General features: G+C 67.9%; 14 protein-coding genes. 6 read left to right on the top strand and 8 right to left on the bottom strand.

The genetic code is table 11. The features are described from left to right. The first annotated feature begins 32 nt into the window (after window positions 1-32). Window positions 33-995, top strand: a complete 963-nt coding sequence (locus tag QTI45_RS25945) for a Bug family tripartite tricarboxylate transporter substrate binding protein (RefSeq protein ID WP_286656346.1) — start codon at window positions 33-35, stop codon at window positions 993-995. Window positions 996-1,011: 16 nt separating this feature from the next. Here the strand turns inward: QTI45_RS25945 and QTI45_RS25940 are convergent, their stop codons facing one another. Continuing rightward, the gene (locus QTI45_RS25940; protein ID WP_286656345.1) at window positions 1,012-2,301 is read right to left on the bottom strand and encodes an aminotransferase class V-fold PLP-dependent enzyme; all 1,290 of its coding nucleotides are present in this window, start codon (window positions 2,299-2,301) and stop codon (window positions 1,012-1,014) included. Between the two features lie 132 nt (window positions 2,302-2,433). Between QTI45_RS25940 and QTI45_RS25935 the strand changes: the two genes are divergently transcribed. Next, entirely contained in the window at window positions 2,434-3,357 is a 924-nt protein-coding gene (locus QTI45_RS25935; protein WP_286656444.1) for a LysR family transcriptional regulator, read from the top strand. Window positions 3,358-3,377: 20 nt separating this feature from the next. Here the strand turns inward: QTI45_RS25935 and QTI45_RS25930 are convergent, their stop codons facing one another. Both QTI45_RS25930 and QTI45_RS25925 read right to left on the bottom strand, forming a co-directional pair. Continuing rightward, on the bottom strand, window positions 3,378-4,271 hold the full coding sequence (locus tag QTI45_RS25930) for an amino acid ABC transporter substrate-binding protein (protein ID WP_286369581.1): 894 nt from the start codon (window positions 4,269-4,271) through the stop codon (window positions 3,378-3,380). A 160-nt stretch (window positions 4,272-4,431) separates the two neighbouring features. Then, window positions 4,432-4,830 carry a hypothetical protein gene (locus tag QTI45_RS25925; protein WP_286656344.1) on the bottom strand — a complete coding sequence of 133 codons (399 nt, stop codon included), beginning with the start codon at window positions 4,828-4,830 and terminating at the stop codon, window positions 4,432-4,434. A gap of 182 nt (window positions 4,831-5,012) precedes the next feature. Here QTI45_RS25925 and QTI45_RS25920 point away from each other — a divergent pair, with 182 nt between their 5' ends. Further along, the gene (locus tag QTI45_RS25920) at window positions 5,013-5,435 is read left to right on the top strand and encodes a GNAT family N-acetyltransferase (protein WP_286656343.1); all 423 of its coding nucleotides are present in this window, start codon (window positions 5,013-5,015) and stop codon (window positions 5,433-5,435) included. Here QTI45_RS25920 and QTI45_RS25915 read toward each other — a convergent pair. The 4 genes from QTI45_RS25915 to QTI45_RS25900 are packed head-to-tail and all read right to left on the bottom strand — an operon-like array spanning window position 5,416 to window position 10,676. After that, a complete protein-coding gene (locus tag QTI45_RS25915; RefSeq protein ID WP_286656342.1) occupies window positions 5,416-6,861 on the bottom strand; it encodes a class II fumarate hydratase in 1,446 nt (481 codons plus the stop codon). The two genes, QTI45_RS25920 and QTI45_RS25915, sit on opposite strands and share 20 nt — an antisense overlap. A 2-nt stretch (window positions 6,862-6,863) precedes the next feature. Next, complete coding sequence (locus tag QTI45_RS25910) at window positions 6,864-7,838, bottom strand: tripartite tricarboxylate transporter substrate binding protein BugD (protein WP_286656341.1); 975 nt, start codon at window positions 7,836-7,838, stop codon at window positions 6,864-6,866. Window positions 7,839-7,864: 26 nt separating this feature from the next. Next, entirely contained in the window at window positions 7,865-9,277 is a 1,413-nt protein-coding gene (locus tag QTI45_RS25905; RefSeq protein ID WP_286656340.1) for a cation:dicarboxylate symporter family transporter, read from the bottom strand. Window positions 9,278-9,299: 22 nt separating this feature from the next. Next, window positions 9,300-10,676, bottom strand: a complete 1,377-nt coding sequence (locus QTI45_RS25900) for a class-II fumarase/aspartase family protein (RefSeq protein ID WP_286656339.1) — start codon at window positions 10,674-10,676, stop codon at window positions 9,300-9,302. 102 nt (window positions 10,677-10,778) lie between these two features. On the opposite strand from QTI45_RS25900, the gene QTI45_RS25895 reads away from it, so the two are divergent. Continuing rightward, window positions 10,779-11,528, top strand: a complete 750-nt coding sequence (locus QTI45_RS25895; protein ID WP_286369570.1) for a GntR family transcriptional regulator — start codon at window positions 10,779-10,781, stop codon at window positions 11,526-11,528. A gap of 40 nt (window positions 11,529-11,568) precedes the next feature. Here the strand turns inward: QTI45_RS25895 and QTI45_RS25890 are convergent, their stop codons facing one another. Then, window positions 11,569-11,904 (bottom strand): hypothetical protein, encoded by a 336-nt coding sequence (locus QTI45_RS25890; RefSeq protein ID WP_286369569.1) that lies wholly within the window; start codon window positions 11,902-11,904, stop codon window positions 11,569-11,571. A gap of 352 nt (window positions 11,905-12,256) precedes the next feature. Between QTI45_RS25890 and QTI45_RS25885 the strand changes: the two genes are divergently transcribed. Both QTI45_RS25885 and QTI45_RS25880 read left to right on the top strand, forming a co-directional pair. Next, entirely contained in the window at window positions 12,257-18,520 is a 6,264-nt protein-coding gene (locus tag QTI45_RS25885) for a peroxidase family protein (RefSeq protein WP_286656338.1), read from the top strand. Between the two features lie 106 nt (window positions 18,521-18,626). Further along, window positions 18,627-20,309: a type I secretion system permease/ATPase gene (locus QTI45_RS25880; RefSeq protein ID WP_286656443.1), complete on the top strand. Its 1,683-nt coding sequence runs from the start codon at window positions 18,627-18,629 to the stop codon at window positions 20,307-20,309. Window positions 20,310-20,328 lie beyond the last annotated feature (19 nt).

Genomic DNA, 20,328 nt, shown 5'->3' with positions numbered 1-20,328 from the left:
CTTCCTGAGGAGACAAGCCCGTGAAGACATCGATGATCCGCAGACTCTGTCTGGTGGCCGGACTGGCCAGCCTGCTGGCCGTTCCGGCGCTGGCGCAAACGAGCTACCCCAGCCAGCCGCTGAAGCTGATCGTGCCGTACCCGGCCGGCGGTGCCACCGACACGCTGGCGCGCACGGTGGCGCAGAAGCTGCAGGAATCCTGGGGGCAGGCGGCGATGGTGGAGAACCGGCCCGGCGCCGGCGGCACCATCGGCAACCAGGCCGTCGTGAAGGCGCCGCCCGACGGCTACACGGTGCTGATCGGCATCACGGCGCTGATCCAGCAGCCCTCGCTCATGGACAAGCTGCCCTACGACCCGCTGAAGGACCTCGCTCCGGTCACGATGATCGCGCGCAGCCCGAGCCTGCTCGCGGTGCCGCTCGATTCGCCGGCCAAGACCCTGAAGGACTTCATCGCGATGGTGAAGGCCAGCCCCGGCAAGTACAACTTCGGCAGCTACGGCGCCGGCACCTCGGCCCACATCCAGGGTGCGCTGCTGAACATGCAGGCCGGCATCGACCTGGTGCACGTGCCCTTCCAGGGCGCTGCGCCGCTGGTCACCAACCTGGTCGGCGGCCAGCTGGCCTCGGCCTTCATCGACAGCGCCAGCGCCCGGCCGCACCTGAAGTCGATGCGGCCCCTGGCCGTGACCGGCACGCAGCGCATGCCGGGGCTGCCGGATGTGCCGACCTTCGTCGAGCTTGGCTACCACTCCTTCGATCCCTACGGCTGGTTCGGCGTGTTCCTGCCGGCCGGGACCCCCGCGCCGGTGGTGCAGAAGCTGTCGGAGGAGATCAACCGGATCCTGCGCCTGCCCGATGTGACGGCCAAGATCGAGGCGCTGGGCCTGCAGGTCGGGGGCGGCAAGCCCGAGGAGTTCCAGAAGGTGCTGCGCGCGGACGCCGCGATCTACGCCAAGATCATCAAGGACGCCAACATCACGCTGGCGCAGTGAGGGCAGGGCGCGGCTGCTACTGCGCTGGCGCGAAGGCTTCGCTGATCTCCCGCGTGATCCGCAGGAAGCGGTCGACGTCCGCCACGGAGTTGCAGTGCAGCGGCGACACGCGCACGGCACCTTCGAGGCCGAAGGAGTCGAGCATGCGCTTGGAGTAGAGGCTGGTGGCGACTCTCTCGTAGACGATGACGCCGCGCTTCTCGTACTCGCGCACCGCTTGCGCATGCTCCAGGTTGGCGATGCCGATGGCCAGGATCAGGTCCCGCTTGCTCAGGTCTTCGTAGTCCAGGAAGACCTCGACCCCCGCCATCCTGCGCAGGCCTGGATGGCCTTCGCTGCCGTCGAGCATGTGCGACAGCAGTGCGCGCTCGTGCAGTTCGATCGCCTGGATGCCGGCGGCGAAGAGCGTGCGGCGATCTTCGCTGCGGGTGAAATGCCCGCCGACCCAGCAGACGTAGTTCACGATCTCGCTGACGACGGCGAACTGCCAGGTGGCGGCGCTCCCGAGGTCCCAGAAATCCTTCTTCTTGCCGGCCAGCTTGTGGTGCGGCAGCACCGAGGCCCGCTCCGACAGCCAGCACATGCCCGAGCCGCGGCAGCCGAAGAACTTGTACGGTGCAATGTTGATGCCGTCGACCGGCGTCTTCTGCAGGTCGATCAGGCCGTGGGGCGCGTGCTGCACGGCATCGACCACGATGTAGAGCCCGGGCTTGATGCGGCGGGCCTCTTCGACGATGCGCTGGATGTCGAGCTTGGCCCCCGAGATGTTGGAGGCGTAGATCACGCTCAGCAGCGCGGTGTCCTGGTCGATCAGGCCGAGGATCTGCTCGACGTCGACGCCGCCCGTGACCGGGTTCGACTTCGCGACCCGCAGCTCCTTGCCGAGCCGTTCGGCATACAGGGACATGGCATCGAAGGACGACGGATGCTCGAGCGCGGTCGTGACCATGTTGCTGCCGGCCACGTTCTCGGCGATCGCGCGGACCATGTCGAACATGCCGCCCGAGGCGGTCAGCGCGGCGTACACGCTGCCGCCCCGGGCATTGAGGATCACGCGGACGTCGTCGGTGCCCCGGGTCTGCACCTCCTGCAGGAACAGCGCCAGCTCGTGGATGCGCTCCGGGTTGTCGGGCAGCGCGTCGATGCGGGCGAACTGTTCCGAGGCGGCCTTGAGCCGGAACGAGCCGCCGGCATTGTCGAAATAGAGCCTCTCGCGGCCATTCATGTCGTGGTCGACGTAGTGGAAGCGACTCTTGATCTCGCGCATCAAGGCTTCGGGAAACAGCACACCCTTGTCGGTGTTCATCGGATGGTTCCAGTCAAGGCTAGTGGGAAGTCTCGATTTTCCAAGGCAGGAGACATGTGCAAAAGCGATATTTTTGGATAGGATTCAATGAGAAAAAGTGTTGTTTGACCCCGCCCGGATGCATTGACCATGATGACCTTCAAGCAGCTCGAAGCCTTGTACTGGATCGGCCAGCTCGGCAGCTTCGCGCTGGCGGCGAACAAGCTGCACACCTCCCAGTCGGCAGTGTCCAAGCGGGTGCACGAGCTCGAGATGGTCTTCGACACCGAGCTCTTCGACCGCACCCAGCGCAGCGCGCGCCTCACCGACAAGGGCGAGGAGATGTTCATGCTGGCCAAGGCCCTGCTCGAACAGCGCGATGCGGCGATCGAGCAGTTCAGCCGGGTCGACGTCATCGAGCGCCGGGTGCGCATCGGCATCACCGAACTGACCGCGATGACCTGGTTCCCTCGCTGGGTGGAGCTGATCAGCGACCACTACCCCAAGGTGTCGCTCGAGCCCGATGTGGACAGCAGCGTCAACCTGCGCGAAAAGGTGCTGGCCGACGAACTCGACCTGATCGTCGTGCCCGACGCCTTCGCCGACACCCGCATCCCGAGCAAGGCGGTCGGCCAGGTCGAGAGCGCGTGGATGTGCAAGCCGGGCTTCATGCCGGCGGATGGCCCGGTGCGGCTGCACGAGCTGGCGGCGCAGCGCCTGCTGATCCAGGGCAGCAAGTCCGGCACCGGGCTGCTCTACGACAGCTGGATGAAGGAGCTGGGCATCCAGCCCGCGAACGCGATCGTGGTCCACAACCTCGTCGCCCTGATCGGCTTGACCCTCTCGGGACTCGGCGTCAGCTACCTTCCCAAGCGGGCGGTCAGCCAGATGATCGACGCCGGGACGCTGATCGCGCTCGATGTGGCGCCGGCGCTGCCGTCGGTCACCTACGTCGCGATGTACAAGGGCGAGCACCGCAGCGCCCTCTTGGCGTCGATCATCATGCTGGCGCAGGAGTGCTGCGACTTCGACCGGATGTTCCAGGCCAGTCGCGAGCCGGGCGGGGATCGGCGCTGAGTGCGCGCCCCCGAGTCGGCTCAGACGCCCTTGTTGTTCGGATTCTTGTAGAGGTCCTTCAACGGCTCGGTCATCGGGAAGTTCAGGTTCGCGTTCGCCGGGGGAATGGGCTTGGTGAACCACTTCGCGTAGATCGGCTCGATCGCGCCCGACTTGAACAGGTCGGTCACGGTCTTGTCGACCAGCTCCTTGAACTGCGGGTCGTCCTTGCGGTACATGATCCCGTAGGGCTCCTGGCGCAGCGATTCGCCGGTGAGGATCTTGAACTCGCCCGGCGTGGGTGCGGTCGCGATCAGGCCCGCGAGCTGGATGTCGTCGAGGATGTAGGCTACCGTGCGATCCGACGCCATCAGCAGGAAGCCGTCGGCCGTGTCCTTGGCCGCCAGTTCCTCGACTTCGATGTTGCCCGTCTTGCGGTAGCCGCGCAGCAGCTGCACGCCGGTGCTGCCGGCCACCGTCGACACCTTCTTGCCGTTCAGGTCGGCCAGCGAGTTGATGCCCGAGTTCTTCTTCACGGCGGCCGTGATGTTGGTGACGAAGTGGCTGGGCGCGAAGGCGACCTGCTGCTGCCGCTGCACCGTGTTGGTGGTGGTGGCGCAATCGAGATCGACGGTGCCGTTGGTCAGCAGCGGAATGCGGTTGGTGGAGGTCAGCGTGGTGTAGCCCACCTTGAGCTCGGGCATGCCGAGCTTCGCCTTGATGGCATCCACGATCTTCAGGCAGATGTCGTTGGTGAAACCCACCGGATCGCCGGTGCCGGTCGGCCGGTACGAAAACGGGATCTGGCTGTCGCGCGCACCGATCTGCACGGTGCCGCTTGCCTTGATCTTGCTCAGCGTGTCGCTCTGCGCGGCTGCGCCGGAGCAGAAGACGACCGCGGCAAGGCCGACGGCCATCGGAATAGACATGTTCATTTCGCGCTCTCGTTGAAGTTTGAAGGGGTGCGCTCGAATTCTCGAAGCGCTCAAGCTTTTCCAAAAGCGATTAATTTTCAATGGTTTTGGACACCAAAAGTGATGTGTGAGAGGCGATGGCCGGTCGAGCGCACCACCGAGGGGTGGCCGCGCCGGCCGGCTAGCCCGCCTCGACGATCAGGCCTGCATCCACCACCCGGACCCTGTGATCCACGTAGTAGCCGCCGTACTCGGTGTATCGCAGCACCAGCAGCGAACAGTTGCGGCAGCGGTAGACCTCGCATCGATTGAACGGGAAGTGGTGCACGGCGATGGGCGCATCGGCGGAGTCGTAGCGGGTCCCATGGGGATGGAACTCCTCGAAGGTCGGCTCGTCCAGCGACGGATCGCGCAACGTGCCGATCCGCTCCATCAGCTTCGCGGGCCAGCGCTCCTCCGTGATGCTGTCCCAGCTCGTCGCGGCGCGCAGGCGGCAGGCGCAGGCCGGATCGGGTGAGGTCGGCCCGGATTCTTCGGCCAGCCGCCGGAGCTCCAGTGCGTCGATGCGTGCGGGGCTCATGCGGGGCGCCCCTTGCCGATGTCCTGCCGGTATTCGCTGCGATGTCGCATGAAACGATGATAGGTCAATCGAATGCGACTCCTCCCGCACCTCCGTGGAGGCGGCGTGGCCCCACCAGGCCTGAGACCCGAGCGCCCGCCGCGCGTGCAAAATGAGCCGCCTTCGCAACACGCCGATCCTCCATGACAGCCTGGACCATCATCGACGCCCCGCAGGAAGAGGTGAGGTCGGGCGAACTCGGCCGACGCCTGCGCCGCTTCAACTACGCCGTCGTGGGCGAGTACCTTGATTCGCAGCCGGTATGGCTCAGCGCCCGCGACCCGGACGACCGGATGGTCGGCGGGCTGCGCGGCTACGTCTTCCTGTATTGGCTCCACATCGACGTGCTCTGGGTCGACGAGACGCTCCGGGCCGCCGGACTCGGCAGCGAGCTGCTGGCGCAGGCCGAGGCGAAGGCGAAGGCCCTGGGCGCGCACAGCGCCAAGCTCGACACCTTCGAATGGCAGGCGCGCGACTTCTATGCGAAGCGCGGCTACCGGGAGTTCGGCCGCATCGACAACCACACGGACGGCTACTACCTGGCGTTCATGATGAAGAAGCTCTGAGGTCCGGGCGGTTCGCCCGGGCGTGGGGATCGGCCAGCTTCCCTGCATCCACGATCCGGTCGTAGGTCGCCGCGTCGATGACGCCCAGCGACAGGGCCGCGGCGCGCGGCGTGATCCGCTGCTCGAGCGCCAGGGCGGTGATCCGCGCTACCTGGTCGTAGCCCAGGTGCGGGTTCAGCGCCGTCACCGACAGCAAGGCGTTCTCGACGTTGGCGGCCAGGCGCGCAGCGTCCACCTCGATGCCCTGCACCAGCCGCTGCGCGAACACGCTCGACGCATCGGCGAGCACGCGGATCGACTGCAGCAGGTTGGCGATCAGCACCGGCTTGGCGACGTTCAGCTCGAAGTTGCCCGAGGCGTTGGCCAGGGTGATCGTCGCGTGGTTGCCCATGGCCTGCATGCAGGCCTGCGCCAGCACCTCGGCGATGGTCGGGTTGCGCTTGCCCGGCATGATCGAGCTCGTGAGGCCGTCGTCCGGGATCTTCAGCTCCCCCAGGCCGCAGCGCGGGCCGGAGCCGAGCCAGCGCAGGTCGTTGGCGATCTTCTGCAGCGAGGTCGCCAGCACGTTCAATGCGCCCGAGACCTCGACCAGGGCGTCGTGCGCGGCCATGCCCTCGAATTTCGATGCATTGGGCGAGAAGCCGAAGCCGGTGAGTGCGCCGACCTCCTCGCAGAAGAACACATCGAAATCGGGCGGTGCGTTCAAGCCCGTGCCGGCCGCCGTGCCGCCCTGCGGCAGCGACAGCAGGCGCGGCATGGTGGCGTCGATCCGGTCGATCCCGTGGCCGACCTGGCGGGCGAAGGTGTCGAAGCTCTGGCCCATCGTCATCGGCACCGCGTCCATCAGGTGCGTGCGCGCGATCTTCAGGACATCGGCGAAGGCCTCGGCACGCTCGCGCAGGCTGTCGCGCAGCAGGGCGAGCGCGGGCTTCAGCCGCTGCTCGAGCTCCAGCACCGTCGCCAGGTGCATGACGGTCGGGAAGCTGTCGTTCGAAGACTGCGAGGCATTGACGTGATCGTTCGGATGCACCGGCGACCTGCTGCCCAACGGCTGCCCCAGCAGCTCGTTGGCCCGGTTCGCGATCACCTCGTTCGCGTTCATGTTCGTCTGCGTGCCCGAACCGGTCTGCCAGATCGTGAGCGGGAAGTGCGCATCGAAGCGGCCATCGCGCAGCTCGCCCGCAGCCGTCTGGATCGCCTCGGCCAGCGCCGCCGGCAGCGCGCCGCAACGCCGGTTGGCACGCGCGGCCGCCAACTTCTGCAGACCGAAGGCCCGGATCAGGCAGGCCGGGAAGCGCTCCTCGCCGATCTCGAAGACGCCGAGCGCGCGCTGGGTCTGCGCGCCCCAGTAGCGCTCGGCAGGAATCTCGACCGGACCGAAGGCGTCGTGCTCGATGCGCGAGCTCTCGCTGCGTGGGGCGCCCATGCTCAATCCAGCGAGATGTTGGTCTTGGCCGCGACAGACTTCCAGCGCGCGACCTCGCTCTCGGTGTGCTTGCCCAATGCCGCGCCGGTGTACTGCTCGGCCGGCAGCATCTGGATCGCCTGCTCGGCCATCTTGTCGGTGAAGGCGCGGTCGGTCATGACCTTCTGGTAGGCCGCCTGCACCTTGTCGAGCACCGGCTGGGGCGTGCCCTTGGGGGCATAGATGCCGTACCAGGTCGAGGCCTCGAAGTTCGGCAACACGGTTTCCGCGAGCGTCGGGACGTCCTTGAGCTGGGGCAGCCTGACCTTGGAGGTCACTGCCAGCGGGCGCACCTTGGCTTCCTTGATCTGCGGCAGCGCCGTGTTGGTCTGGTCGAAGATGCCGTCCACCTGTCCGCCGATGACATCGATCAGCGCCGGCCCGGCGCCCTTGTAAGGCACCTGGGAGACCTTGATGCCCGCCGACGAAGCGAACAGCGCGGCGATCAGGTGCGAGCTCGAGCCGACGCCCGCATTGCTGATGAACAGCTTGTCGGGGTTGGCGCGGCCGAAGTCGACCAGCGCCTTGATGTCCTTGGCCGGATGGTCCTTGCGCACCATCAGCACCAGCGGCGTGTCCGGGAAACGGAACACCGGCGCGAAGTCCTTGACCGGGTCGTAGCTGAGCTTCTTGTACAGGGCAGGCGCGGCGCCCATGTAGCCCATGTGGCCGACCAGCATGGTGTAGCCGTCGGGCGCGGCGCGCGCCGCCTTGGCCGCGCCGACCGTGCCGCCTGCGCCGGGCGTGTTGTCGATGATGATCGGCTGCCCCAGTTCGCGCGCCACGCGTTCGGCGATGTGGCGCGCGAGCGCATCGGTCGGCCCGCCGGCCGCGAACGGGACGATCCAGGTGACGGGCTTGGCCGGGTAGCCCTGGGCCAGTGCGCTGCCTGCAACGAAGCCCAGGGCAAGCGCGGCGAGTTTCCAGTTCGACTTCATGACGAATTCCTTTAGTGTGAATGAGTTCAGCGAGCGGGGACCGGCGCCTGCATGTCGATGCCGGTGGGATGGGGATTGCTGTCCTTCATGTCTTCCGGCAGCAGGTTGCCGTCGGCCAGTTGCGCGTCCGCCGCGGCGATGTCCGGGTGGCGCTCGGGATAGAGGTGTCGCTCGGCGACCTTCGGGTCGAAGGTGCCCGACCATTTCGCAACCACCACCACCGCCACGCTGTTGCCGATCGTGTTGCAGGTGGCGATCGCCATCGACAGGAAGCGGTAGACGCCGAAGATGACCGCCAGGCCCTCGACCGGAAGGATCCCCGTCGAGGTCACGGTGGCCGCGAAGACCACGAACGAGCCGCCCGATACCGTGGCCGCGCCCTTGGAGGTCAGCAGCATCAGCAGCAGGATGCCGATCTGGTGGTCGATCGAGAGCGGAACGCCGTAGGCGTGCGAGATGAACATCACGCCCATCGCCATGAAGAGCGAGGTGCCGTCGAGATTGAAGGCGTAGCCGGTGGGCAGCACCAGGCCGACCGTCTGCTTGGCGCAGCCCAGGCGCTCCAGCTTGATCAGCAGGCGCGGCAGCGCGCTTTCGGACGAGGCCGTGCCGAGCACGATCAGGATCTCGTCCTTGATGTAGCGCAGGAAGCGCCACAGGCTGAAGCCCGCGAGCTTCGCGATCAGCCCCATCACGACCGCGATGAACAGGAACACCACCGCGTAGAAGCTCAGGACGAGTTGCGCGAGTGCGATCAGCACGGCCGAGCCGTTGCTGCCGACCGAGTACGCGACCGCGCCGAAGGTGCCGATCGGCGCCAGCTTCATCACGAGGTTGATGAACGAGAACAGCACCTCGGAGATGTAGTCCAGGCCACCGTTGATTCTTTCGCGTCGACCTTCGGGGATCGCGAGGATGCCGATGCCGACCATGACCGCCAGCACAACGACCTGCAGCAGCTCGCCCTTGGCGAAGGCGCCGACGAAGTTGTCGGGAACGATGTGCGCCATGAACTCCAGGAAGCCCTGGGGTGCGGCGGCCTTCGCCGCCGGCGCGGCAGCGCCTGCAGCGACGGTGGTCATGCCCTTGCCGATGCCGAGCAGGTTGCCCGCCAGCAGCCCGACCACCAGCGCGATCGTGGAGATGACCTCGAAATACAGGATGGCGCGCCAGCCGACGCGGCCGGCGCTCTTCACGTCGCCGGCCGAGGCGATGCCATGCACGATGGTGAGGAACACCAGCGGCGCAACGCCGGCCTTGATCAGCGACAGGAACATGTCGCCGAGCAGCTTGAGCTGCGATGCGAAGCTGGGGAAGGCGAAGCCGACCACGATGCCGAGGATCAGCGAGATCAGCACCTGGGTTCCGAGCTTTCGATACCAGGGCAGCTTCCGGGGCAGGGCGAGGGCGCCCTCGTCGGCGGTGGATGGATGGGTCATGTCGTCTTGCTCCTGGTGCGCCTCAGGCGCTGACTTCGGCCGACAGCGCCAGCGCGCGGTCCACCATCTGCGGCGCGAGGCCGAGGTAGTTGGCCGGATCGGTGAGGCGGTCGATGGTGGCGCGGTCGAAGTGCTTCGTGACTTCGGGCAGTGCCGCGAGCGCCTCCGACAAGGTGCCGCCCTTCTCGTTCACGGTGCGGCAGGCGTCGTAGACCACGTCGTGCGCCTGCTGCCGGCCGATGTGCGGCGCCATGCCCATCATCACGGCCTCGGCCACGATCAGGCCCCTGGTGATGCCCAGGTTGTGCGCCATGCGGGCCTCGTCCACGATCAGCCCGCCGAGCGCGAACTTGGCCTGATGCAGGGCGCCCGCGCTGAGGATGAAGCTCTCGGGGATCGCGATCCATTCGGCGTGCCACGGACCGGTGGCGCGCTCGAAGTCCTGCACCATCGCATCGACCATCAGCCCGGCGTGCTGGCGCACCGCCTTGGAGGCCGCCAGCATCAGCTCGCTGGAGATCGGATTGCGCTTTTGCGGCATCGTGCTCGACGCGCCGCGACCCTTGACGAAGGGCTCGTAGACCTCGGCGAACTCGGTCGATGCCATGATCATGATGTCGAGCGCGATCTTGCCCAGCGACCCGGTGACCAGCGCCAGCAGGTTCACCGCTTCGGCGAAGCCGTCGCGCGCCACGTGCCAGGTCGTCGCGGGCACGCCCAGCTTCAGTTCGTCGGCCATCGCCTTCTGCACCTCGAAGCCCTTGTCGCCGAGCGAGGCCAGCGTGCCGGCGGCACCCGCGAACTCGACCACCGCCACGCGCGGGCGCAGTTCGGCCAGGCGCTGCTGGTGGCGGTCGAACATCGCCAGCCAGATCGCGACCTTGTAGCCGAAGGTCACGGGCAGCGCCTGCTGCAGATGGGTGCGGCCGGCCATCGGCGTGTCGCGGTGCTTCTTCGCCAGCGAGGCGAGGATGCCGCGCAGCTCGCGGATGTCGCCCTCGATGCCGTCGAGCGCGTCGCGCACCTGCAGCGCCACGGCCGTGTCCATGATGTCCTGCGTGGTCGCGCCCCAGTGCACGTAGCGGCCGGCGTCGCCGCACATCTCGACCAGCTGGTGCACCAGCGGCAGGATCGGGTAGCCGACGATGTCCGTCTCTTCGCGCATGTGGTCGAAGTCGATGCGCTCGAGTTTCGATTCGCGTGCGATCACCTCGGCCGCATCGGCCGGAATCACGCCGACGCGCGCCTCGGCCTTCGCCAGCGCCACCTCGACGTCGATGTAGCGCTGGATGAGCGCGCCATCGGAGAAAATCTGCCGCATTTTCTGCGTGCCGAAGGCATCGCGGAACAGGATGGAATCAACGACGGTGCTGGCCATGGGAAACGAAGGAGTCGACATGCATGCCTCTTGAAGTGGGGAGAGATGAACATTAATATGTCCGGACATATGCAACTCTAATATGTTCGGACATAACTTCAATTTGGGGTTTACCCTTAAGCCATGAACGCCACTCTTGAACCGGCTCCGCAGAAGGCCAACTTCGCGAACATCGCCCGCCACCTGACCGAGGCGATCTCCTCGGGGCACTTCAGCGTGGGCGCACTGTTGCCCACGGAGCTGGAGCTGTGCAAGCACTACGGCACGAGCCGGCACACCGTGCGGGCGGCGCTGGCCGAACTGCAGCAGCTCGGCCTGGTCTCGCGGCGCAAGAACGTGGGCACGCGGGTCATCTCGGCGAAGCCGCGGGCCGGCTTTCGTCCCTCGCTGGCATCGGTCGACGACCTGGTCCAGTTCGGCGAGGAGCACCTGCGCGTGGTGCAGTCGATCGCGCCCGAGACGGTGTCAGGCGAGCTGGCGAAGGAATTGGGCTGCGGCGAGGGGAGCGCCTGGCTGCGGATCTCGACCTTGCGCATGGTCGGCGACGAAACCGCGCTGCCGATCGGCTGGACCGACGTCTACATCGACCCGAGTTACGCCGAGATCGGCGATCTGGTGCGGGCATCGCCGGATGCCTTGATCAGCTCGCTGATCGCGGAGCGCTACGACCGGCAGATCGCCGAGATCCACCAGGACGTCCGGGCCTTCGCCATCACCGACGCCGCCATGGCCCGCAAGCTCCAGGTCGAGGTCGGCGCCTCGGCGCTGAAGATCCTGCGGCAGTACTTCGATGCGGAGGGCGAGGTGTTCGAGATCTCGCTCTCGGTCCATCCGGCGGACCGGTTCTCGGTGTCGATGCGCCTGAGCCGCTGACCCGGGAACTCACCGGCCGGGTCGGCAAAGCGCCGGGCGCTCAGCCGGACAGGGCCTGCTCCGCCGTCGACTTGCGCGGCGCCGGCTGCGCCTCTCGCGCCGCGCGGTAGGCGGCCTCCAGTTCCGCCGCGACCCGTGCCGGCTCGCGGCGCAGGGCGGAAATGTCGCGCTCTCCGACGCAATGGCCTTCCAGGCGCACGTAGATGCGCGGGAAATTGCCTCCCAGCCCACGCGCGACATGCAGCAGGCAATCGGCCAAGGTGGCGAAGCCGATCTCCCTGAAGGACACGGGCGGGACGACCCCGCCCGCGCGCGGTGCGCGCACGCCATAGGTGTAGGAGGAGGCGAGCTTGCGCAACTCCACGACCGGCTGCATCGAACGCTCTGGCTGACCGAAGCTTTGGACCATGGCGCAGTGTAGGGTGCGGCGATCAGCCGATTGGATGCATGTTATTTCAAAAGATACATGTTGTAACTACCGACATCAATCGATCGGACTCGCCCCATCAAGCCGGGGAATTCGTCGGTAGTACCAAGGTATTCAAAGTTGATCGCTCGCAGACGCTCCGGTGGAAACCCGCAGGGAGGTGGGTAAGAAATCTGGGTATTGCCGCGCCGAGCACCTCCTCCAGAGAATTGGTTTCAACGCGAAACAAAATGACACATCAGTCGGTTCTCGCGCCCGGTGTCGGTATTGACGGCTTTTCTCCCCCCACTAGGAGTCCATCGTGTCCTTTCACCTCAACCTTGACGACATCACGCGGATCCTCGCCAACATCAAGATTGCCGAGCGGCACGTCGAGTCGGGCTACGCGCAGCTGACCGACGAAATGGGTAACCCGCTTGGCAACCTCGTGCCCTTCGGCCTGCGCACGGTCAGCGGCCAGTACAACAACCTGGTCAACATCGACTACGGGTCGTCCGACCAGCTCATGCCGCGCCTGCTGACGCCGGACTTCAATGCCGCCGAGATCAATCCGCGCACCGGCCAGCCGACCTCCTACACCCAGACCTCGGGCAGCGTCTACGACTCGCAGCCGCGCACGATCAGCAACCTGGTCTCGGACCAGTCCGTCAACAATCCCGCGGCCTTCGTCGCCGCCTTCACGGCGCTGGGCTCCGCCGACCCCTATGGCGACGCCGCGATCTACGCCGCCGCGAGGCAGGCGGCCGAGGATGCCGCCGCGGCACTGCAGGAGCTGCAAGCGAACATCGGCGGCGGCGCCGATGTCGCAGCGCTGCAGGCGGCCTACGACACGGCGGCCCAGGGCGCCGTGGCCGACCGTGCCGCGGCCACCGCCGCCCAGGGCGTGGCCGACGGCCTGAACGACGGCGCCAGCGCCGACCTCGCGACGGCCCAGCAACGCCTGGCTGCCGCCGTCGGCGCCGAGGCCGCCGCCGACACGGCGACCGCCGCGGCCACCCAGCAATGGCTGGCGGCCCAGGCCGCCCAGGCCGCGGCCCAGACCGCCTACGACGCCGACGCGGCGGTGGCGACTTCCGCCCAGGCCCATCTCGGCGGTGCCGACGCCTTGCTGGCGGCCTCCTCGGCTTCGCTGGTGGCTGCCCGGGCCACCTTGACGACCCTCACCAGCAGTGGCGCCGCTGCCGAGGACATCGCACGCCAGCAGGTGCTGGTCGACCAGCTGGTGGCGGCCGAACAGCTGGCCACGCTGATGCGCTCGAATGCCTTCGCCCTGCACGCGGATGCCGCCACGGAGGCCGCGGCGTCCCTGGCCACGCTGCAGGCGGCGCAGGCCGGCACCTCGTCCGCCCTGGCAGTGCTCGGAACGGCGGCCGCCGCGGAGAACGCCGCCGAGGCCGAACTGGCGGCCGCGCAGGACGCCGTGGCGCAGGCTCAGCAAGCCTTGACGCAGGCCGATGCCGATGCCGCCGCGGCCCAGCAGACCGCCAACGGCCTGGACGCGGTCGCGGATGCCTCGGAGGCCGCGGCGGCGTCCGCATTGGCCGCCCTGCAGGCGGCACAGGGCGCCGCCCAGGCCGGCAGCGGCGATCTCGCCGCGGCGCAGGCGCTGGCCGACAGCACCGCCGCGGCCTTCGAGGCCGTGCCCGCACAGCTGGGCCTCGAGTTCGACGTCAACGACAGCGCGATCTTCATTCCCAACGTGATGCCCGACCTGGGCGACACCGCGGCGTTCAACAGCTTCCTGACCCTGTTCGGCCAGTTCTTCGACCACGGCTTGGACCTGGTCTCCAAGGGCGGCAGCGGCACCGTCTACATCCCGCTGCAGCCGGACGACCCGCTGTACGTCGCAGGCAGCCAGACCAACTTCATGGTGCTGACCCGGGCCACCAACCAGCCGGGCGCGGATGGCGTGCTCGGCACGGCGGACGACATCCGCGAACACCGCAACGAGACCACGCCCTACATCGACCTGAACCAGGTCTACACCTCGCACGAGTCGCACCAGGTGTTCCTGCGCGAGTACGTGCGCGTGGAAGTCGACGGCGCGACCCGGACCGTGGCCACGGGCCGCATGCTGGAGGGCCAGAACGGCGGCCCGCCGACCTGGTCGGACATCAAGGCCCAGGCCCGCGAGATGCTCGGCATCGAGCTGAGCGACATGGATGTCCTGCGCGTGCCCCTGGTCGCCACGGACCTCTACGGCAACTTCCAGCCCGGCGCCAACGGCTATGCGCAACTGGTCACGGCCACCGGCCTGGTGGAAGGCAGTGCGGCGGCGCCCGCGGCCGCATCGACGGCCATCGCCGCCGGCCGCGCCTTCCTCAACGACATCGCGCACGACGCCGTGCCGGGCATGGTCGACCACGACCGCAATCCCGGCACCCCCGAAGTCGCCAAGACGGCCGACAGCGACAGCGATGCCGGCAACGCGATTCCGCTCAATGCCTTCGGCGTGGCGACCACCTACGACAACGAGATGCTCGACAAGCACTATGTGGTCGGCGACGGTCGCGGCAACGAGAACATCGGCCTGACCGCGGTCCACCACGTGTTCCACAGCGAGCACAACAACCGCGTCGAGCAGATCAAGGACGAGATCCTCGAGAGCGGTGACGTGGCCTTCATCAACCAGTGGCTGCTGACGCCGATCGCGGGCGACACGGTGCCGGCCGACACCAGCGCGCTGTTGTGGAACGGCGAGCGGCTGTTCCAGGCCGGCCGCTTCAGCACCGAGATGGTGTACCAGCACCTGGTGTTCGAGGAGTTCGCGCGGCTGGTGTCGCCGGACGTCGATCCGTTCGTGTTCTCGAACACGGTCGACATCGACCCCGGCATCGTGGCCGAGTTCGCCCACGTGGTCTATCGCTTCGGCCACTCGATGCTCAGGGAGACGGTGGACCGGCTGGCCGCCGACGGCCAGACCTCCAGCGACATCGGCCTGATCGAAGCCTTCCTCAACCCGATCGCCTTCGAGGCCAGCGGCCCCTCCGCCGATGCGGCGGCCGGCGCCATCCTGCGCGGCATGAGCCGCCAGGTGGGCAACGAGATCGACGAGTTCCTGACCGAGGCCCTGCGCAACAACCTCGTGGGCCTGCCGCTCGACCTCGGCGCGATCAACATCGCGCGCGGCCGCGACACCGGCGTGCCATCGCTCAACGAGGCGCGCCGCCAGTTTTACGAGCAGACCAACGACAGCACGCTGCAGCCCTATGGCAGCTGGTACGACTTCGCGCTGGCGATCAAGAACCCGGCTTCGATCATCAACTTCATCGCCGCCTACGGCACCCATGGCAGCATCGCCGCCGCCACCACGCTGGAAGACGAGCGGGCGGCGGCCACGCTGCTGGTGATGGGCGGGGAAGGCGCGCCGGCCGATCGGCTGGACTTCCTGAACGCCACCGGCGCCTGGGCCGGCGGCGCGCTCGGCGGCCTCAACGATGTCGACTTCTGGATCGGCGGCCTGGCCGAGAAGAAGATGCCATTCGGCGGCCAGCTGGGCACCACCTTCAACTTCGTGTTCGAAGTGCAGATGGAGCAGCTCCAGGACGGCGACCGCTTCTACTACCTGAGCCGGACGCAGGGCATGAACCTGCTGAACCAGCTGGAGGCGGATTCCTTCTCCGAACTGGTGATGCGGAACACCGACCTGGGCGACCCCAACGCGACGCACCTGCCGAGCTCGCTGTTCCTGACGCCGGACTACATCCTCGAACTCGACCAGGCGCGCCAGAAGGTGGCCGACCCGAACCACACCGACCCGATCCTCGCGGCCTTCAGCCCGATGGTGATCCGCAGGGACACGAATGGCGATGGCGTCGACGACTACCTGCGCTACACCGGCGGCGACCACGTGGTGATCGGCGGCAACGACTTCGACAACACCCTGATCGGCGGCGAAGGCGACGACACCCTGTGGGGCGACGGCGGCAACGACCGGCTGGAGGGCGGCTTCGGCGTCGACCACCTGTTCGGCGGCGATGGCGACGACGTCATCACCGACTCGGGCACCGATTCGGGCGCGGCCGACGTGATCCACGGCGATGCCGGCAACGACGTCATCAATGGCGGCAACGGCCTCGACCTGATCTTCGGCGGCTCGGGGCAGGACTTCATCTTCGGCGGAGTCGACGGCAAGACCATCACGGCCGGCGAGGGCAACGACTTCGTGCGCGCCGCCGACGGCCTGAGCTTCGTGGCCGGCAACGAGGGCGACGACTGGCTCGAAGGCGGCGACAGCTTCGACACGCTGGCCGGCGAGAACTCGGAGCTGTTCTTCAACAGCCCGATCATCGGCCACGACGTGCTCAACGGCCGCGGCAACGACAACGACTACGACGCCGAGTCGGGCGACGACATCATGTTCCAGGGCCTGGGCATCCAGCGCAACAACGGCATGGCGGGCTTCGACTGGGCGATCCACAAAGGCGAGGCCCAGGGCGCCAACTCCGACCTGGGCATCCCGATCTTCGTCAACCAGGAGGCCAACATCCTGCGCGATCGCTTCGACCTCGTGGAGGGCCTGTCGGGCTGGGTGCATGCCGACACGCTGACCGGCCGCGACGTTGCGATCGGCGCCTACGACGAAGCGGCCGGCGCGGCGGCGCAGTTCAATCCGAACTCGCCTTTCGAGTCGTACGCGAACGCGCTGCTGGAATCCGGCGTCGCGCGCATCGCGGGGCTGTCGCAGCTGGTGGCGCACCTGGGCCGCGTCAGCTTCAACGTGGCGGGCCAGCAGCACACGGCGGTGGTGTTCGACGAGGCGGCGGTCCAGCGCGACGCGGCCGGCAACGTCACGACCCTCTTCGACACCGCGGCCGACATCCTGCTGGGCGGCGGCGGCAGCGACATCCTGCAGGGCAAGGCCGGCAACGACATCATCGACGGCGACCGCTGGCTCAACGTGCGCATCCGCATCAACGACGCCCAGGGCAACGAGATCGGCTGGACGGACGACCTCGGCAGCAAGGTCTACAGCCCGGCGGGCCTGGAGCTCTACAACGGCCGCACGCTCGACCAGCTGATGTTCGACCGCACGCTGAATCCGGGCCAGCTGAGCATCGTGCGCGAGATCCTGGACGGCGACCTTGGCGACACTGCCGTCGACAAGGCGGTCTTCAGGGGCAACCAGGCCGAATACGAGATCACCTACAACGCCGACGGCTCGGTGACCGTGGCCCACGTCAATCCGGATGCCGCGCTGCCCGACGACGACGGCACCGACCGCCTGTTCAACATCGAGACCCTGGTGTTCGCCGACGGCGAGGTGTCGACCCGGGCGCCCGACATCGTGGGCACCGCCGCGGCCGACATCCTCACCGGCGACGGCCGCGCCGACCGCATCTTCGGGCTGGGCGGCAACGACCAGCTGTTCGGGCTGGGCGGCAACGACCTGCTCGACGGCGGCAACGGCAACGACACCCTGCAGGGCGGCGAGGGCAACGACACCCTGCTCGGCGGCGCGGGCAACGACACGCTCGACGGCGGCAGCGGCAACGACACGATGACCGGCGGCGCGGGCAACGACAGCTACGTGGTGGACAGCAGCGGCGACGTTGTCACCGAAGAGGCCAACGGCGGCACCGACACCGTGCGCACCGCGCTGGCCGCCTACGTGCTCGGCGCCAACGTCGAGCACCTGACCTTCACCGGCAGCGGCGACTTCGTGGCGACCGGCAACGAACTGGCCAACACGATCACCGGCGGCGCGGGCAACGACACGCTCGATGGCGGTGCCGGCATCGACCGCCTGGTCGGCGGCGCGGGCAACGACACCTACATCATCGACCCCGAGTCGGACGTCATCGTCGAGGCGGCGGGCGGCGGCATCGACACCGCCCTGTATGGCGGCACGAATGCCTTCCTGCTCGCCAACAATGTCGAGAACCTGGTCTACACCGCCGCCAGCAACGCCAACCTGAGCGGCAACGGGATCGCCAACCAGATCACGGCCGGCGCCGGCAACGACACGGTGAACGCGGGCGGCGGCGACGACACGGTGCATGGCGGCGGCGGCAACGACAGCTTGTTCGGCGGTGCCGGCAACGACACCCTCTTCGGCGACGCGGGCGACGACATGCTGTTCGGCGAGGCCGGCAACGACACGCTCGAAGGCGGCGAAGGCAACGACACGATCTACGGCGGCGACGGCGCCGACCAGATCCAGGGCGGTGCCGGCGACGACATCCTGCGCGGCGACGCGGGCAACGACGTGATCGCGGGCGGCGCCGGCAACGACACCATCGACGGCGGCGCGGGCAACGACCGGGTCACGGGCGGCGCCGGCAACGACACCATGGACGCCACGCTGGGGACCGACATCTTCGTCTTCGGCGCCAGCTTCGGCAGCGATGTCGTCACCGGCTTCACGGCCACCGGCGCCGCGCAGGACCGGCTGAACATCGCCGCCTTCGAGTTCGACACCGCGCAGTTCAACAGCCGCGTGGCGATCACCGACCTCGGGGCCGACACCCTGGTGACCATCAACGGCATCGACGGCGGATCGATCCGGCTGGTGGGCGTGGCCGACCACACCACGGTGACGATCGCGGACTTCCAGCTGGTCTGAGGCGCGGCGAAGGCGATCCAGCACCATGCAAGCCACCGCCATGGCCGATGCCAGACTCTCTGGCCAACGCGGGCCGGGCCCCAGGCTGCCCGGCAACGAGATCGGCATGGCGTTGCGCGAGTTCCGGAGCGCCTTTCGCAACGTCGGCATCTTCAGCGCCATCATCAACCTGCTGATGCTGGTGCCGTCGCTCTACATGCTCCAGGTCTACGACCGGGTGCTGGCCAGCGGCAACCAGACCACGCTGCTGATGCTCACTTTCATGGTGATCGGCACCTACCTGCTGATGAACGGGCTCGAGCTGGTGCGCAGCTTCCTGCTGATACGTGTCGGCGCGCAGCTCGACCTCAAGCTCAACCAGCGGGTCTACACCGCCGCCTTCGAGCAGAACCTCAAGCGCGCCGGCGGCAATGCCGGGCAGTCGCTGCAGGACCTCGCCACGGTGCGCCAGTTCGTGACCGGCAACGGGCTGTTCGCGTTCTTCGACGCGCCGTGGTTCCCGGTCTACCTGGCGGTGATCTTCCTGTTCGACTGGGTGCTGGGCGTGTTCGCGGTCGCCGGCACCCTCTTGCTGGTGGGCCTCGCGTGGGCCAACGAGATCGTCTCGCGCAAGCCGATGGCCGAGGCCAATGCGATGTCGGTCGCGGCCGGCAACCTGGCCACCAACAACCTGCGCAACGCCGAGGTCATCGAGGCCATGGGGATGCTGCCGAACCTCATGGGCCGCTGGTTCCAGCTGCACCGCCGCTTCCTCCATCTGCAGGGGCAGGCGAGCGAACGGGCCGGGGTGATCACCGCCCTGAGCAAGTTCGCGCGGGTGTCGCTGCAGTCGCTGATCCTCGGCCTGGGCGCCCTGCTGGCGCTGGAGCACCGGATCACGCCGGGCATGATGATCGTCGGCTCGATCCTCATGGGCCGCGCGCTGAGCCCGGTGGATCAGCTGATCAATGTCTGGAAGGGCTGGTCGGCCACCCGCAGCGCGTACCAGCGCCTGGTCGAGCTGCTCGATGCCAACCCGCCGCGGCGGCGCGGCATGCCGCTGCCCCGGCCCCAGGGGCATCTGGCGCTCGATGCGGTCACGGCGATGCCGCCGGGCTCGGCGCAGCCGGCATTGCTCAACCTGAGCTTCACGCTGGCCGCCGGCGAAGTGCTGGGCGTGATCGGGCCCAGCGGCTCGGGCAAGTCGACGCTGGCCCGCCTGCTGGTCGGCGTCTGGGCGGCGACCGCCGGCAAGGTACGCCTGGACGGCGCCGACGTCTACCTGTGGAACAAGGACGAACTGGGCCCGCAGGTGGGCTACCTGCCGCAGGACATCGAGCTGTTCGGCGGCACCGTCGGCGAGAACATCGCCCGCTTCGGCACGGTGGATGCCGAGAAGGTGGTCCGGGCCGCGAGGCTGGCGGGCGTGCACGACCTGATCCAGCACTTTCCGCGCGGCTACGACACGGTGCTCGGCGATGGCGGGGCGGGCCTGTCGGGCGGCCAGCGGCAGCGCATCGGGCTCGCGCGCGCCCTGTACGACGACCCGTCGCTGATCGTGCTGGACGAGCCGAACTCCAACCTCGACGATGCCGGCGAGCAGGCCCTGCTGGCGGCGCTCGCGCAGTTGCGCCAGCGCGGCAAGACCGTGGTGGTGGTGTCCCACCGGACCAGCATCCTGGCCGTGACATCGCGCCTGCTGCTGCTGCGCCAGGGCAGCGTGCAGGCCTTCGGACCCACGCGGCAGGTGCTGGCCGAACTCGCCAAGGCGAGCCAGGCCGAAGCGCGGCCGGCCGTGGCGACCGCATGAGCCCCATCGTGTCTGCGAG

The sequence above is a fragment of the Variovorax saccharolyticus genome (genome assembly GCF_030316765.1).
In the GTDB taxonomy this organism is placed as follows: Bacteria; Pseudomonadota; Gammaproteobacteria; order Burkholderiales; family Burkholderiaceae_C; genus Variovorax; species Variovorax saccharolyticus.
Note: the sequence above shows the minus strand (reverse complement) of the source record. Positions and strands in the feature narration are given on the sequence as shown.